Annotated in this window: 11 protein-coding genes and 1 pseudogene; 4 read left to right on the top strand and 8 right to left on the bottom strand. The window is 72.2% G+C overall.

What is annotated here, in order from left to right; all coding sequences use genetic code 11:
* Positions 1–28 precede the first annotated feature (28 nt).
* Positions 29–790 carry a DUF364 domain-containing protein gene (locus ABXS69_RS10180; RefSeq protein ID WP_366180536.1) on the top strand — a complete coding sequence of 254 codons (762 nt, stop codon included), beginning with the start codon at positions 29–31 and terminating at the stop codon, positions 788–790.
* A gap of 72 nt (positions 791–862) precedes the next feature.
* Here ABXS69_RS10180 and ABXS69_RS10175 read toward each other — a convergent pair whose 3' ends face one another.
* The gene (locus tag ABXS69_RS10175; RefSeq protein ID WP_366180535.1) at positions 863–1549 is read right to left on the bottom strand and encodes a uracil-DNA glycosylase; all 687 of its coding nucleotides are present in this window, start codon (positions 1547–1549) and stop codon (positions 863–865) included.
* A 181-nt stretch (positions 1550–1730) separates the two neighbouring features.
* Between ABXS69_RS10175 and ABXS69_RS10170 the strand changes: the two genes are divergently transcribed.
* From ABXS69_RS10170 to groL, 3 genes and pseudogenes are all read left to right on the top strand, one after another.
* Positions 1731–2438 (top strand): LytR C-terminal domain-containing protein, encoded by a 708-nt coding sequence (locus ABXS69_RS10170; protein WP_366180534.1) that lies wholly within the window; start codon positions 1731–1733, stop codon positions 2436–2438.
* A 10-nt stretch (positions 2439–2448) separates the two neighbouring features.
* Positions 2449–3945, top strand: coding sequence for a glycoside hydrolase family 15 (locus ABXS69_RS10165; protein ID WP_366180533.1), 1497 nt, complete (start codon positions 2449–2451; stop codon positions 3943–3945).
* Between the two features lie 259 nt (positions 3946–4204).
* Positions 4205–5825, top strand: a pseudogene (groL, locus tag ABXS69_RS10160) (chaperonin GroEL).
* A gap of 110 nt (positions 5826–5935) precedes the next feature.
* On the opposite strand, the gene ABXS69_RS10155 reads toward groL, so the two are convergent.
* The 7 genes from ABXS69_RS10155 to ABXS69_RS10125 all read right to left on the bottom strand — a co-directional run bounded on the left by ABXS69_RS10155 (position 5936) and on the right by ABXS69_RS10125 (position 14254).
* Complete coding sequence (locus ABXS69_RS10155; protein WP_366180532.1) at positions 5936–6229, bottom strand: WXG100 family type VII secretion target; 294 nt, start codon at positions 6227–6229, stop codon at positions 5936–5938.
* Between the two features lie 323 nt (positions 6230–6552).
* The gene (locus tag ABXS69_RS10150) at positions 6553–7851 is read right to left on the bottom strand and encodes a hypothetical protein (protein WP_366180531.1); all 1299 of its coding nucleotides are present in this window, start codon (positions 7849–7851) and stop codon (positions 6553–6555) included.
* A gap of 173 nt (positions 7852–8024) precedes the next feature.
* Positions 8025–9548, bottom strand: coding sequence for a HAMP domain-containing sensor histidine kinase (locus ABXS69_RS10145; RefSeq protein ID WP_366180530.1), 1524 nt, complete (start codon positions 9546–9548; stop codon positions 8025–8027).
* Positions 9548–10300: a response regulator transcription factor gene (locus tag ABXS69_RS10140; protein WP_366180529.1), complete on the bottom strand. Its 753-nt coding sequence runs from the start codon at positions 10298–10300 to the stop codon at positions 9548–9550. The genes ABXS69_RS10145 and ABXS69_RS10140 overlap by 1 nt, the downstream gene beginning before the upstream one ends.
* A 96-nt stretch (positions 10301–10396) precedes the next feature.
* Positions 10397–11017 carry a nuclease gene (locus tag ABXS69_RS10135; RefSeq protein WP_366180528.1) on the bottom strand — a complete coding sequence of 207 codons (621 nt, stop codon included), beginning with the start codon at positions 11015–11017 and terminating at the stop codon, positions 10397–10399.
* A gap of 168 nt (positions 11018–11185) precedes the next feature.
* A complete protein-coding gene (locus ABXS69_RS10130; RefSeq protein WP_366180527.1) occupies positions 11186–12040 on the bottom strand; it encodes a PspA/IM30 family protein in 855 nt (284 codons plus the stop codon).
* 57 nt (positions 12041–12097) lie between these two features.
* Positions 12098–14254, bottom strand: coding sequence for a TPM domain-containing protein (locus tag ABXS69_RS10125; protein WP_366180526.1), 2157 nt, complete (start codon positions 14252–14254; stop codon positions 12098–12100).
* Between the last annotated feature and the right edge of the window lie 140 nt (positions 14255–14394).

The following is a 14394-nucleotide window of genomic DNA, read 5'->3' as shown; positions in this document are numbered from 1 at the left end:
AATCGGCTGATTGGTGGAGAGATCCTGCATGACCAACCCCTGGGAGATCTACGACGCGCTCATCGACGACCTCCCCGATGACGCGCGCGTGACTGCCGTCCACCGCGGCCCGCAGTGGACGCGCGTCTTCAACGACGGCGGCGGCTGTGGCGCGGGTTACACCATCGACGCCCACTCGCGCCCGGCGCTCAGCGCTGACTCCCCAGTGGAGGGCCGGCCGCTCCGTGACATCGCCTCGCTGGTGAAGTCCTGGAACCTGGCCGAGGCGAGCGTGGGTCTCGCCGCGATCAACTCCTGGTACTCCCGCCAGGAGACCGCTGTCGCCAATGGCTTCGCGCCCACGGGGGAAGGAGTGGGTTGGCGAGAGGTTTTCGACCCCTACAACGAGCGCTTCGCCGGAGCCCGCGTCGGCATCATCGGGCACTTCCCCTTCGCCCGGGGAGCGCTGACCCGAGCCGCGGAGGTCCTCATCCTGGAGCGCGACCCGCGCCCTGGCGACTACCCCGATACCGCTTGCGAGTACCTGCTCGCGGATTGCGACGCCGTCCTCATCTCGTCGTCGAGCCTCGTCAACAAGACGATGCCCCGGCTCATCGAGCTCGCCGTCGGCGGGGGAGCGCACACGGTCCTCGTGGGGCCGTCGACGCCGATGCACCCCCTCTTCCTCGACCTCGGCGTCGACACGATCACCGGCTGGGTGGCGGACCGCAGCCTAGAGGTGAGCATGCTCGATGTCCTGCCCGGCATCGGCCCCGGCCGCCGCATGCATCTGCACCGCGTTCCGTCCTGACCTCGACGGGCGGGACGCGGGGCGCCGTGAGCGGGACCGGTCTCGTTCCTGTTTTCGACCGGTCTCGATGAATCAGGGGAGGCGCCAGTCGACGGGGTCGGCGCCCTGCTCGACCAGCAGCGCGTTGGCGCGCGAGAACGGCCGCGAGCCGAAGAACCCCCGGGAGGCGCTCAAGGGCGAGGGATGCGGCGAGGCGACGATCGGCGTCGATCCCAGCATCGGGGTCAGCGACTGCGCGGGTCGGCCCCACAGGATCGCCACCAGCGGGCCGCCGCGCTCCACCAGCGCCTCGATCGCCCGCTGTGTCACCCGCTCCCAGCCCCATCCCTTGTGCGAGGCCGGCGAGCCCGGCCGGACCGTCAGCACCCTGTTGAGCAGCATGACCCCCTGGCGGGACCATGGGGTGAGGTCGCCGGAGGTCGGCCGCGGCGTGCCGAGATCGCTCACGAGCTCGGTGAAGATGTTCTCCAGGCTCCGGGGCGGGCGCACGCCCGGCGCCACGGAGAAGCTGAGCCCCATGGGGTGGCCCGGCGTCGGGTACGGGTCCTGGCCCACGATGAGGACGCGCACGCCGCCGAGCGGGTAGGTGAAGGCGCGCAGAACATCCGTTCCCGCCGGCAAGTAGCCGCGCCCCTCGGCGATCTCCTGGCGCAGGCGCGCGCCGATCTCATGGATCGTCGGCTCCACGGGCGCCAGGGCGCGCGCCCACGAGGGGTCGATGATCCGGTCGAGTGGCTGGGGCTCACGGGACTCGCTCATGCCCCGAGCGTAGAGCGTCATCACCACCGGGGGCGCATGAGCGAGATCTCGCATGGACGCTTCCCGGCCGACCCGCCCCGGAGCCCGCCGGGCCGCTCGCGCCCATGGATCAGCGGGCAGGTGCAACCACGCCCTCGTCGTGTCCGCTGCGCCGGGAGCGGCGGGCCGGTATTCTGCCCGCGTGAGCCACTACGACTACCCCGACGACGAGTTCGACGACGGCAGAGGCGCTGGACCCGCGCCGATCGGCGTTCACCGTGCCGAGCTCCCCGCCTGGCGGAGCTGGGTATCCCTCCTCGCTGTGCTCATCCTGGTCCCGATCCTGGCCTGGGGGGCCGTCAAGCTCCTGGGCCACTCCAGCAGCAGCTCCACGAGCACGGCGGGAACGTCGACGGCGGCCCCGGCCAGCACCGGCGCGCCCGCCCCGGGGGGCCCCGCCACCCCCAGCGGCGGCGCGGGTGACTCCTCCGCCTCCGCATCCGCCGCGCCGACGGGCAAGGCCGACATGTCCACCGGCATCACGCTTTACAACGGCACCTCCATCCAGGGCCTGGCGGGACGCACCGGTGAGAAGCTGACCGCCGCCGGATACACGCAGGTCAACGTCTCGCCGGGCGCCTACACCGTCGAGCGGCCCACGAAGACCACCGTGTACTACAACTCGGCCGAGCAGGCCGCCACGGCCCGCGCGGTCGTCGCCCTCCTCGGAGGCGGCGAGGCCGTGGAGGACTCGGGCCAGGCCCAGTCCAACCCGATCGTCATCATCCTGCGCGAGGACTACCCGGGCGCCTCCGAGAACGGCTCCGCCACCCCGGAGGATGGCCCCAACGGCGGCACCGCCGAGGCGGACAACGGCGACACCGGTAGGCGCAGGGGAAACAACCGCTGATGAGCGCCTGATGGGCGACGGACGCGAGCCCGCCCCCGCCGCCCCGGTTGAGGGGCCGCCGCGCGGCACGGGAACCCTGCGCCGCCGGAGCGCCATCGCCCTGCCCCTCCTCGCCGGGGGCGCGCTCGCGGCGATCCCCGCGATCACGCGCCTGACCGCGCGCCCCGAGCCAAGCCTCCTCAGCGAGGGGCTCGCCGTCGGGGCCGGCGGCCTCGTCCGCCCGCTCGCCCCCGGTACGCCCATCGACTACCTCCCCGGCACGCGCGTGCCCTCCTCCGCCGACCCCCTGGCCCTCGACGACGCCGCGCGCGCCGCGGCCCAGACCGCCTTCCTGCGGCGCGCCTCCGGCGCCCGCCTTCCGCAGGGGCGGTGGCAGGGGCTCGCCGCGGACGCCCTGGTCGACCTCCTCGCCCTCACGAGCCCGACACTCGCCGTCGAGCCCGCGCCCGCCACGGACGCGGCGGTCCCGTCCGCCGAGGCCGAGGCCTTCCCGGTGGGCGCCGTCGTCGCCGGTCCCGTGAGCGCCTGGCGCTACGTGTGGCCGCGCGACGCCTCCTTCGCGGCCGTCGCCCTCGACGCCGTGGGCCTGAGGGCGGAAGCCCTATCCGTCCTCCGCCGGCTCGCCGCGCTGCAGCTGCCCGACGGCGGATTCGAGGCCCGCTACAACGCCGTCGGCCAGGTGCCGGACGGCCGTCCCCGCCAAGAGGACGGAGCGGGCTGGTTCCTCTGGGCGCTCGGTCGGATCATCGCGGGGGGACGGGCCGTCCCCGCCGGCGGGGACGACCCGCTCAACCCGACCGACCTGGACGGCCTGGCCGATCCCGCCAGCCGGGCCGCCGACCGACTGATGACCCTCACGTCCGCGTCCTCCCACCTGCCCCCGGCCGGCCCCGACTACTGGGAGGTGCCCGAGAAGCGGACCACCCTCGGCCTGGCCGCGCCCGTCCTCCTGGGGCTGGAGGGGGCGCTCGCGCTTGCGGACTCGCTCCTGGCTGATCGCGTCGGCCCGGTGGCGGGCGCGCCCACCAGCGGGCTGCCCCCCGCCATCGCGAGCCGCGAGGTGCTCGCCCAGCGCGTGGAGGAGACGCGGGCAGCCATCGAGTTCTCCTTCAACCCAGGGTGGGGCCGCCACGTGCGCGATGACGACGTCGACGCCGCGATCGCGCTCGCCGGTCCGCCCTTCACCCGGGCCCTTGCCGGCAGCGCGCGAGTCCGCGCCGGCGCCCGAGCGCGGATGACGCGCGCGGCGGGCGGCCTCGCCCCGGGCTCGGGCTGGCGCGACGACGGCGTCTCCTGGACTCCGGAGACAGCCCTCCTGGCATGGTCGGCGGCGGCGCTGGGGGAGCGGGCCGAGGCGGAGGAGCTCATGGCCTGGCTGGAATCGCACCGCACAGCGGCGGGCGCCCTGGCGGAGAAAGTCCTGCCGGACGGGCGGCCCGCCGGCCCCGCGCCCCTGGCATGGACCTGCGCGCTCGTGCTGCTGGGGGTCTGCGAGCTCGCCGGCTGACCGACTCGAGGCCGCCGGGATGCCTGCGCGTCCGCGGGAGGGGCGGGTTCGCCGTCGGGGGAAGCCGGCGCGTGGCGCGGCGGGCATCTTGCACTCGGGCACCGAGAGTGCCAGCATTGCCGTTAGCACTCGGAGCCTTCGAGTGACAATTGACCCGGCTGGGACGTGAGGACCGGTGCTGGGCGTGACGTGAACGCCCGGAGTCGATCCGTCCGTCGCGGGCGCGGACCAGCCACCCACCACGCAGTGGAGGAACACAATGCCCAAGATCATCGCTTTCGAGGAGGAGGCCCGCCGCGGCATGGAGCGCGGCCTCAACGTCCTCGCCGACACCGTCAAGGTCACCCTCGGCCCCAAGGGCCGCAACGTCGTGCTCGACAAGAAGTGGGGCGCCCCCACGATCACCAATGACGGCGTGACCATCGCCAAGGAGATCGAGCTCGAGGACCCCTACGAGAAGATCGGCGCCGAGCTCGTCAAGGAGGTCGCCAAGAAGACCGACGACGTCGCCGGTGACGGCACCACCACCGCCACTGTGCTCGCCCAGGCGCTCGTGCGCGAGGGGCTGCGCAACGTCGCGGCCGGCGCCAACCCGATCGCCCTGCGCCGCGGCATCGACAAGGCCGTGGCCGCCGTCGTCGAGCGCCTGCTCGCCGACGCCAAGGACGTCGAGACCCAGGACGAGATCGCGGCGACCGCCTCCATCTCCGCCGCCGACCCCCAGATCGGCGAGTTCATCGCCGAGGCCCTGGAGAAGGTCGGCCACGAGGGCGTCATCACCGTCGAGGAGTCCAACACCTTCGGCCTCGAGCTCGAGGTCACCGAGGGCATGCGCTTCGACAAGGGCTTCATCTCCCCCTACTTCGTCACCGACGCCGACCGCCAGGAGGCCGTCCTCGAGGACGCCTACGTCCTGCTCGTGGAGTCCAAGATCTCCAACGTCAAGGACCTCCTGCCGCTGCTTGAGAAGGTCATGCAGGCCGGCAAGCCGCTGGCGATCGTCGCCGAGGACGTCGAGGCCGAGGCCCTGGCCACCCTCGTCGTCAACCGAATTCGCGGCACCTTCAAGTCCGTGGCGGTCAAGGCCCCCGGCTTCGGCGACCGCCGCAAGGCGATGCTGCAGGACATGGCGATCCTCACCGGGGGCACCGTCATCTCCGAGACCGTCGGCCTCAAGCTGGAGAACGCCACCATCGAGGACCTGGGCCAGGCCCGCAAGGTCGTCGTCACCAAGGACGAGACCACGATCGTCGAGGGCGCCGGTGACAAGGAGGCCATCGAGGCCCGTGTCGCCCAGATCCGCGGCGAGATCGAGAAGTCCGACTCCGACTACGACCGTGAGAAGCTTCTCCGAGCGCCTCGCCAAGCTGGCCGGCGGCGTCGCCGTCCTCAAGTCCGGCGCTGCCACCGAGGTGGAGCTCAAGGAGCGCAAGCACCGCATCGAGGACGCCGTGCGCAATGCCAAGGCCGCCGTCGAGGAGGGCATCGTCGCCGGTGGTGGCGTCGCCCTCATCCAGGCCGCCGCCGCCCTGGAGGGCCTCGAGCTCGAGGGTGACGAGGCCACCGGTGCCGCGATCGTGCGCGTGGCTGTCGAGGCCCCGCTCAAGCAGATCGCTGTCAACGCCGGCTATGAGGGTGGCGTCGTGGTGGACCGCGTGCGCCACCTGCCCGTCGGTGAGGGCCTGAACGCCGCCACCGGCGAGTACGTGAACCTGCTCGGTGCCGGCATCGCCGACCCGGTCAAGGTCACCCGCTCCGCCCTGCAGAACGCCGCGTCCATCGCGGGCCTGTTCCTCACCACCGAGGCCGTCGTGGCGGACAAGCCCGAGCCTCCGGCCGCCCCGGCCGCCGGCGGTGACGACATGGGCGGCATGTACTGATCGCTCCTCCCCTCGAGGGGACCTCTCAGGGGCGTCAGCCCCTGGGCCCATCGACGGCGGGCCGTTCCACTGGGTTCTCAGTGGGACGGCCCGCCGTCGCGCGGAACGGCTCACATGGGGGCGAAGAGGGCCTGGTTACCGGACTCGGCGTCGGAGTAGGAGCTGGCCGAGATGCCGAGCGCGGCGCGGAGCATGTCGAGGCTGTCCTGGACCCGCAATTGAGTGAGGTGCCAGGAGGCGGCCGCCGAGCTCATGGACATCGAGGCGGTGCCGGACCAAGTGGTCTCCAGCGTGGCGATGTCGCTGTTCATGGCGTCGACCTCGGCCTGGATGGTGGAGATGCGAGTGGCGGTCCGGCTGGCGGTATCGGAGACCGCCTGGGTGTCGACGGAGAAGATGGGCATGATGGGGCCTTTCCTGCGTGAGTGGGTGAGCGCCGGGCGGCGCCGTCGATCACGGTAGGCGCGCGTGGGGGACGGGCTGGCCCGCTCTCCACAAGGGACTCCGGGCAGCCTGCGCTGCGCCGCCTGTGGGGGCAGGCTCCAAGCGATGTGGTCGACCCGTGCGTGAATCGGGTGACCGCGCTCGATTCACGCACGGAGGCGACCGGTGCGCTCCCACTCTGCCGCCGGTTCGCGCGACGACGATGCTGACGAGATCGTCGGGCGTGAGGGCGGAGGAGGCTCTCGGGGGAGCGCAGGGCGGAGCGGCGCAGGGGAGCGGGGGCTCAGAGCCCCCCGGCCGCGTCGTCGACGACCTCGTCGAGAATCGGCATGAACTCGCCGGTACGGGCCTCGCGGGCGATCTTGGCCTCCTCGGTCTTGAGGCGCAGGCGCTCGGCCATGCGCTCGCGCTCCGCCTGGGCCATCGCCTGGCGGTTGCGCGGCTCAGGCCCCTCCCCGGCACGGGGAGACGACAGGAGGAGGTCGATGTCCTCGGCGCAGGTCTCCATCGAGGTGGCGTGCTCATCATGCTCGCGCTTCCTCTCATGGGCGCGCGGGATGCCCCGTGGGGGCGTCTGAGGTGACGGCGTGGACGGCGCCGATGGGACGGAGTCCGATGCCGCTGGGGGCGTCGGCGGGGTCGAGGGGATCGGGGCCTCGGGGCGCGCCTGCGCGGCGGGCCGGACGGGGGGCGGAGGCGCCGGGGCCTCTCTTGACTCGGCGGGCTGGGAGCGCTCCGAGGGCGCCGGAGCGCTCGGAGCCGTAGACGCGGAGGCTGGCTCGGTGGGAGCCGGGACGGCCGTCACCCCGCGCGCGGGGTTGGCGGGCGCGGCGGCGCCGCCGTCAGCGGGCCCGCGGGAACTGAGTCCGTCGCTCGGCGGGGCCCCTCCATCGGCCATCTTCGCCAGGGCGCATTCGATCCTGCTCTTCTCGGCGGCCAGGTTCTGCCGGGCGGGCAGCTCCCAGCGCTCACCGAGAGGCGAGGAGAAGAGGCGCTCGCGGTCCAGGAGCCGGGTGATGATCGCCAGGCGCGCCTCGTAATAGCACTCGTCGGGGATATGGGCGTACTCCTCGCGCACCGCCATCCGGTACTTCTTGTACAGCTGCGGCTCGACGGCGAGAGTCCCCAGGTCCGCGTCATTGAGGGCGCTGGCGTCCATGTCGTTGGCCGGGAGCGTATGACTCTTGAGGTTGAGGATGAGGGCACAGACCCGATCCACCGTGGCGTCCGGGACGCCCAGGGCGGCGAGCTCCTTGGCGGCCAGGGCGGCCGAGGCGACCTCGTCCTCACCGCCGTTGCGCTGGTAGGTCTCCTTGGTCTCCGCGGAGAACACGCAGCCGTGGTACCAGGCCGCGATGCGCATGACATCGGGGTAGTGGGACTCGTCCGCGAGCTCGTCCACGCGGGCGAGCATGTCGATCAGGTGCTTGAGGTTGTGGAAGCGGCGGTCCGGAGTGGACCAGCGCTCGATCAGCGCCTGACCGGCAGCGCGGAGCCGCTCCGGATCAGCCGTCGTGCCCAGGGCCTTGAGGCTGCGCGCGAAGGCGGGGAGCAGCCACTGCGGCGCGTCGTTGACGGCCATGCCTTGCCTCCGATGCCTCACAGGAGATAACAGAACAGTTGCCATCGTAGGGCTGCGGGACGGGAAAGTCGAAGCGCGATCGTGAGCCTCCCGCCACCCAGGGCAGCGCTCCCCGTCGAGGGCCCGCCCCGGTGCCTCCGGCCCGCTGCGGCGCCCCGTGCCTCGTTCCGCGCCTACCCGCGCGCGGCCTGAGGCTCGTCGCCCGCCGGCGCGGGGGCCTGCCCGGGCGCGGCCAGGGGGAGCTCGATGCGCACGGTGGCGCCGCCGCCCGGGGTGGGGGTGATGCCGATTGTCCCGTGGTGGCGCTGGATGATGGCGGCGACGATCGACAGGCCGAGCCCCGATCCGCCGGTCTCCCGGTTGCGGGAGGTGTCCGCCCGGTAGAAGCGCTGGAACACCTTGCTCGCGTCCGCGGGGGCGATCCCCGGGCCGTGGTCGCGCACCTCGATGATGGCCGAGCGGCCGCCGATCTGCCCCAGCGCGATCTCCACCGGGGTCCCCGCGGGCGTGTGGCGCACCACGTTGCCCAGGAGGTTGGTGACGACCTGGGCGAGCCGGTCGCGGTCCCCCATGACGGTCAGCGGCTGGGGGTCCGCGGGGGTGCCGTCGAGCCTCAGTAGCGCGCAGTCGCGCTCGGGGGCCAGGACCACCATGTCCGTGAGCGCTCCGGCGCACACGGCGGTGAGATCGACGGGGGCGGTGTCCATCTTGCGGCCCTCATCCATTCGGGCCAGTTGGAGGAGGTCCTCGACGAGGCGGCCCATCCGGGTGGCCTCGGACTCGATGCGCCCCATGACCTCGCTCGTGCGCTCCGCGGGCACGCCGCCCATGCGGTAGAGCTCGCCATAGCCCTGGATCGCTGACAGCGGCGTGCGCAGCTCGTGGGAGGCGTCGGAGACGAATCGCGTCATGCGCACCTGCGCGGTGACCTGCACGGAGAAGGCGTGCTCGTTCTGCTGGAGCATCGTGTTGAGGGCCTGCTGCAGTGAGCCGACCTCCGTCATCGGCGGCTCGGTCACCGGCACGCGAGCGGACAGGTCCCCCCGGGAGATGCGCCCCGCCACGCCCTCGATCTGCCGCAGCGGGCCGAAGGACCGGTGGACGAGGTAGGTGGCCAGGGCCGCCCCGACGAGGACGACGATGACGTCCGTCACGGCGACGACGAGCCTGGTCTGCTCCACGGTGTCCCGGACATTGCGCAGTGGCAGCGCGATGGCGACGATGCCGGCGTAGTCGCCATCCTGACCCTTGATCTCCAGGGGCAGGACGCGCCAGTAGTGGCCCGGCAGCGAGGAGGGGACGGTGAACGGCTCGCCGTCGTCCAGCGACAGGGTTCCCAGGGACGGGATGCCGTACTCCGACGTCGTCTTGTCATTGACCATCCGGCCGATCTTGCCGCTGGAGTACTGGGCCTCCAGGTAGTAGGTGGTTGGGGCCTGCGAGCTCTTGCCGTCCTGCTGGAGGTACTCCAGGCCCCGGTCGCCGATCGTCCGGGAGGTCACCTTGAGCTGGTTATCGACCTGCCCTATGAGGTGGGTCTGCAGCAGCTGGGTGGTGACCAGGGATGTGGCCAGGAGCCCCACGGTGAGCAGGCCCGTGGTGATGAGCGCCAGTCGGGTGCGAAGCGGTTGGGAGTGCCAGTAGCGCTTGGACTCGACGATGGGGTGGAAGCGGCCCCGCCTCCGCGATGGCGGCATCACTCACCCTTGGGCTCGCGCAGCATGTAGCCCACGCCGCGACGGGTCTGGATGAGGGGCGCCACGGCGGTGCCGTCGATCGTCTCGAGCTGGTCCACCTTCCGGCGCAAGTAGGAGATGTAGGACTCCACGATAGCGGCGTCCCCGCTCCAGTCGTACTCCCAGACGTGGTCGAGGATCTGGGTCTTGGAGACCACGCGCCCCGCGTTGATCATGAGGTAGCGCAGCAGCTTGAACTCGGTGGGCGACAGCTCCACCTCCACGCCGGCGCGGTGGACCTCGTGCGCGTCCTCGTCGAGGATGAGGTCGGCCACGCGCAGCGTGCCGTCATCGGTCTCGTTGACGGCGTTGGTGCGCCGCAGGATGGCGCGGATGCGGGCCACCACCTCCTCCAGGCCGAAGGGCTTGGTGACGTAGTCGTCCCCGCCCACCGTCAGGCCCTGGACCTTGTCATCCATGTCGTCGCGGGCGGTGAGGAACAGGATCGGCGTGGCGATGTCCCTCTCTCGCACGCGCCTGGCCACCGTGAATCCGTCCATGTCCGGGAGCATGACGTCCAGGACGATGAGGTCGGGATCGTCGGACTCGATGGCGCGCAGCGCCTGATTCCCGTCTGTGGCGGTGACGACCTCGAACCCCGCGAATCGCAGGGAGGAGGCGAGCAGGTCGCGGATGTTCGGCTCGTCGTCGACAACGAGGAGCCTGGCCTCGGCGGATGCCTGAGGCGCGCCGGTGCGTGCGTCGAGATCCATGCGCCCATTGTCGCAAGATTCCTGGAAGGCTCCTGAACGTCCGCTGGGAATCCTGGATGGCGGGGCTGGGGCGCCCCGGGACGCTGGGCCCGCCGCTCAGATGAATTGCAGCGGGTCGAACTCCTGCAGCGGGATGATCCGGATGCGCGGCAGCGCGGAGGTGAAGGCGTCGACGTCGTACTCCAGGTCGTGGATCCTCAGGCCCCTGGTCTCCAGGGCGGCCAGGCGGGAGTTGAGGAACTCGCGGAAGCACAGGACGCCGACCTGGGCGCCGCCGTCGAGGAGCCGCTCGACCTGGGGGATGTAGTCGCCGTCGTGACTGCCCAGGAGCACCTGGAGACGGGCGGAGGCGTCTTCCTCGCGCTGAGCGGCGAGGCGCTCGGCCAAGGCGTCGAGGGTCCGCTGGATACCGGTGTCCACCACCTTCTCGTCGACGGCGCCGGTGCCGGACAGCGGGATCGGGCGGTAGTCCATCGCCATGAGCGCCTGGATGAACCCCATCGGCATGTGACCGCTCGTGGCGTTGAGGAAGAACAGGCCGTGGGCGTCTTCGCCCCGGCCATCCGACGACGTCGCGTCCGACAAGGAGTCGCAGAAGGACAGGACGCGGTCCCACCTGGGGCGCTCATCGGGCTCGGGGCGACGTCCGAGGACGCTCATGCCAAGGGTGGCGTCGATGTTCTCACCATCGATGAGGAGGTAGGTGGGACTGCTCATGCGCCTATCGTAGCCGGGAGGAGCATGCGTGAGGGCGGAGATGCGCTTGGGGCGGTGGGATTCGATCCGCGGGCCAGCCCCCGGGCGCCCTCAGGCGCCTTCGCCGAGTCCGATGCCGGCCCTGAGGACCGAATCCCACCACGCGCCCTCTCCGTTGCGCCGGGCGCGTCAGTACGAGGAGGCGTCCTCGTCGGTGACGGGCTGGGCAGCGGGCCTGCTCTGGGCCTTGAGGGCCTCGAAGGCGGCGTTGACGGCGTCGTCCCCGTCGGTGATCTGGGCGGGGGCGGTGGGCGTGGAGGGCAGGGCCTTGCCGCCGGACTTGAGGGCGGCCAGGCGGGCCTCGGCCTCGATCTGGGTGTCTGAGGCCTCCAGCTCGGCGAACTGGGACTCCAGGGAGGAGCTCGCCAGCTCCATCTGCCCGGCGGCCTGCGCCTCGACGCGGCGCACCTGCTCCTCGTAGCGGGAGAGCTCGGACGTGGGGTCCATGACGTTGATCGAGCTGATCGCCCCCTGGACCTTGACCTGCGCCTCGGCGGTCCTCCGGCGGGCGATGAGCTGGTCTCGGCGGGACTTGAGCTCGCCGAGCTTGACCTCCATCTGGTTCAGCCCCGTCTTGAGCTGCTCGACCACCTGGCGCTGGGAGGCGATCATCGGCTCGGCCTCCTTGGCCTCCTTCTCCGCCGTGATCTGCTTGGTGATGGCCACCTTGGCCAGGGAGTCCCACTTATCGGCGCTCGTGGCGTCACCGGCGGCGCGCATCTCGTCGGCCTTGCGGGAGGCGGCCAGGGCCTTGGCCCCCCAGTCCTTGGCCTCGGCGACGTCGGCCTCGTAGTCCTTCTCGGTCAGGCGCAGATTGCCGATCGTCTGGGCGACCGCCTGCTTGGCCTCGGCGATGGAGTTCGTGTAGTCGCGCACGAGCTGGTTGAGCATCTTCTCAGGGTCCTCGGCGCGATCGAGGAGGGCGTTGATGTTCGCTCGGGTCAGTTGGGCGATGCGGCCCAGGATCGACTGCTTCTCAGCCATGTTGGGGCTCCCTTCGGGTGGTGGTTGAGGTGTTGGGGTTGAACAGTGGTGAGGGGCTCAGAAGTCCCCGCCGGAGCCTCCGAAGTCGCCGCCTCCGAAGTCCCCGCCGAACCCTCCGAAGCCGCCGCCGCCCCAACCGCCGACGTGGTGGGGGCGGTCGTCGTCGTCGAACAGGCCACCCATGAGGATCCCCCCGAGCACGAGCGAGCCGAGGTCCAGGCCGCCGCCGCGGCGGCCGTATCCCCCGGAGTAGCCGGAGCCGGCGCCCCAGGCGTTTCCGGCGTTGCGCACATCGGCCTCCGCCAGGGCCTGCGCCTGCGCCACCAGCGGCTCTCCGGCGGCTACCTCGGCCAGGGCTGCCTGCGTGTCCGCGGACTGCGTGGCGATGGCCGCCGATGCGTGGCGGGCCGCCTCGGACAGGGCGGTGCGGGCCGACGAGCCGACAGCGCCGCGGTGCGTGGTGATGTAGGTGGTCACGGACTGCACCTGCGAGTTGAGGCGCGCCAGGCGCGAGCCCAGCTGGCTGCGGGCCCGCGAGTCGTTCTCCTCCTTCGCCCGCGCCGGGGCGAGGGCGGCGTCGATCGCCGTCTCGGCTCGGCTGAGGTGGTCCAGCGCGGCCAGGGGGTCGCCGACCATCTGATCACCGGTGGCCGGGGCGGACGGGTCGGTGCTGGCCCTCCCGGAGGCGGCGCGGCCCTCGGCGATAGCGGCCTCGGCGTCGGCCACGAGCGGGGAGAGGGTGGCACTGGGCACCTGGCCGGCCAGGCGCTTGGCGTCCACGAGATCGGAGGACAGGGAGGCGATCGCCGCGGCGAGGTCGGCCGAGGCCGTGCTCAAGCGCTCATTGGCGCTGGTCACCTGGGCCGCGAGGGTGCCGGCCTGGGCGATCGAGCCCTGGGCGATGCGCACCTGCTCGACGGCGGTGGACTGCTGCCCGGCGTCGGCGCTGGCCCTGGCCTGCTCCAGGGCGGTGCGGCCCGCGGCCAGCAGCCTCTCGGCGCGCACGGGCGCCTCTGAGACCGAGGTGAGCGCTGAGGCGGGGTAGGTGGCGCGCAGCGTCACCAGGAGCGTCTTGGCCATAGTGATGGCCTGCTCGGTCTCGTCAGCGCGCTGGGCGGTCTCAGACATGGAGGTCGGCAGGGCGGACTCGATGCCGCGCCGCTCCTCGAAGAGCCGGCTCTGCGCCTGGATCGCACCCATGGCCTGCTGGCAGCGGTCGAGGATCTCCCCGTACATCTGGCGCTGCTGGGGCTCGGTCTCGGGGATGTCGTCGTCGAGGATCTTGCGCAGCTCGAAGCAGCGGCTCAGGTGGGCCTTGGCCTGGCCCAGCGCCTCGGTGAAGGAGTCGGTCGCGGACAGGCCGAACTGCGCCTGGGCGTAGGACAGCTCCTCATCAGCGGCGCGCATCGCGTCATCGGCGGCCACGAGGGCGGCGCCCGCCTGGGTGATGAGCTGGTCCAGGGGCACCGGGCCGACCGGCTCGGGCGCTTTCCTCTTGCGATTCCAGAGTGCGGCGTCCTCCTGGGGGGATGAGGCTCCCGACTTGCGGCGGCGCGAGATGGCGTAGGCGGCCGCCCCCGCGGCGGCCGCGCCCCCGCCAGCCAGCAGCATGAGGCCCGTGGCCGACGTGCCCGATGAGCCCTCGTCCCCGCTCCTGCTCCCGTTCCTGGCCTTGGCCAGGAGCCCCGGAAGAGCGGCGACGGCGCCGTCGAAGTCGTGGGAACGCATGTAGGAGCCGATCTCGCTGCCCAGCTCGCTGCGCTTGGAGGCCGGGATGTCGCTGCCCGTGGCCAGGTAGTAGGAGTTCGAGCCCGAGGCCGGCATGTTGATGACGAGCAGGGCGTCCGAGGCTCCCATGCCCTTGGCGCGCCACTCCTTCCTGGCCAGGTCCTCGGCCTTGCTCGTCCCATCGGTGGCCGTGAGGATCGACAGGGTGATGCCGTCCCTCGCGGCCTTCTCGACGGCGGAGGCGGCCGCGGCGTCGTCCAGGATGCCCGCGCCGTCGACGACGCGGGCGGCCGCCCCCGTGGCCGGAGGGCTCGACGTCGGCGCCCCGGCCGTCATCGCGGGGGGACCGCTCATGGCGCTGGGTGCCGGCGCCGATGCCTGGGCGGTGGGCGCGACGAGGGTTCCCGCGCCTAGGGCGAGGAGGATCGGGATGGCCAGGCGCGGAGCGTGACACGGGCGCCGCGAGGGGTGGGCTGTCGATAGCATCACGCCCATCGTCGCCGTCGGAGCGCGCCTGGGGCAACTCGTTTCGCCCACGCCTGAGCGATCCGCTCACGGGCGGCCGGCGCTGACGGGCTCGCCGGCTCGGCCCCGATGGGCGACGGATGACGCCTCGGCCGGACATA

The sequence above is a fragment of the Actinomyces timonensis genome (assembly GCF_040702965.1).
In the GTDB taxonomy this organism is placed as follows: domain Bacteria; phylum Actinomycetota; class Actinomycetes; order Actinomycetales; family Actinomycetaceae; genus Actinomyces; species Actinomyces timonensis_A.
Note: the sequence above shows the minus strand (reverse complement) of the source record. Positions and strands in the feature narration are given on the sequence as shown.

Bases quoted from the DNA above. Each gene is read 5' to 3' on its own strand.
- ABXS69_RS10180 (WP_366180536.1), top strand. From the start codon at position 29: ATGACCAACCCCTGGGAGATCTACGACGCGCTCATCGACGACCTCCCC.
- ABXS69_RS10125 (WP_366180526.1), bottom strand. From the start codon at position 14,254: ATGCTATCGACAGCCCACCCCTCGCGGCGCCCGTGTCACGCTCCGCGC.
- ABXS69_RS10150 (WP_366180531.1), bottom strand. From the start codon at position 7,851: ATGGCCGTCAACGACGCGCCGCAGTGGCTGCTCCCCGCCTTCGCGCGC.
- ABXS69_RS10140 (WP_366180529.1), bottom strand. From the start codon at position 10,300: ATGGATCTCGACGCACGCACCGGCGCGCCTCAGGCATCCGCCGAGGCC.
- ABXS69_RS10130 (WP_366180527.1), bottom strand. From the start codon at position 12,040: ATGGCTGAGAAGCAGTCGATCCTGGGCCGCATCGCCCAACTGACCCGA.
- ABXS69_RS10135 (WP_366180528.1), bottom strand. From the start codon at position 11,017: ATGAGCAGTCCCACCTACCTCCTCATCGATGGTGAGAACATCGACGCC.
- ABXS69_RS10155 (WP_366180532.1), bottom strand. From the start codon at position 6,229: ATGCCCATCTTCTCCGTCGACACCCAGGCGGTCTCCGATACCGCCAGC.
- ABXS69_RS10165 (WP_366180533.1), top strand. From the start codon at position 2,449: ATGGGCGACGGACGCGAGCCCGCCCCCGCCGCCCCGGTTGAGGGGCCG.
- ABXS69_RS10175 (WP_366180535.1), bottom strand. From the start codon at position 1,549: ATGAGCGAGTCCCGTGAGCCCCAGCCACTCGACCGGATCATCGACCCC.
- ABXS69_RS10145 (WP_366180530.1), bottom strand. From the start codon at position 9,548: ATGCCGCCATCGCGGAGGCGGGGCCGCTTCCACCCCATCGTCGAGTCC.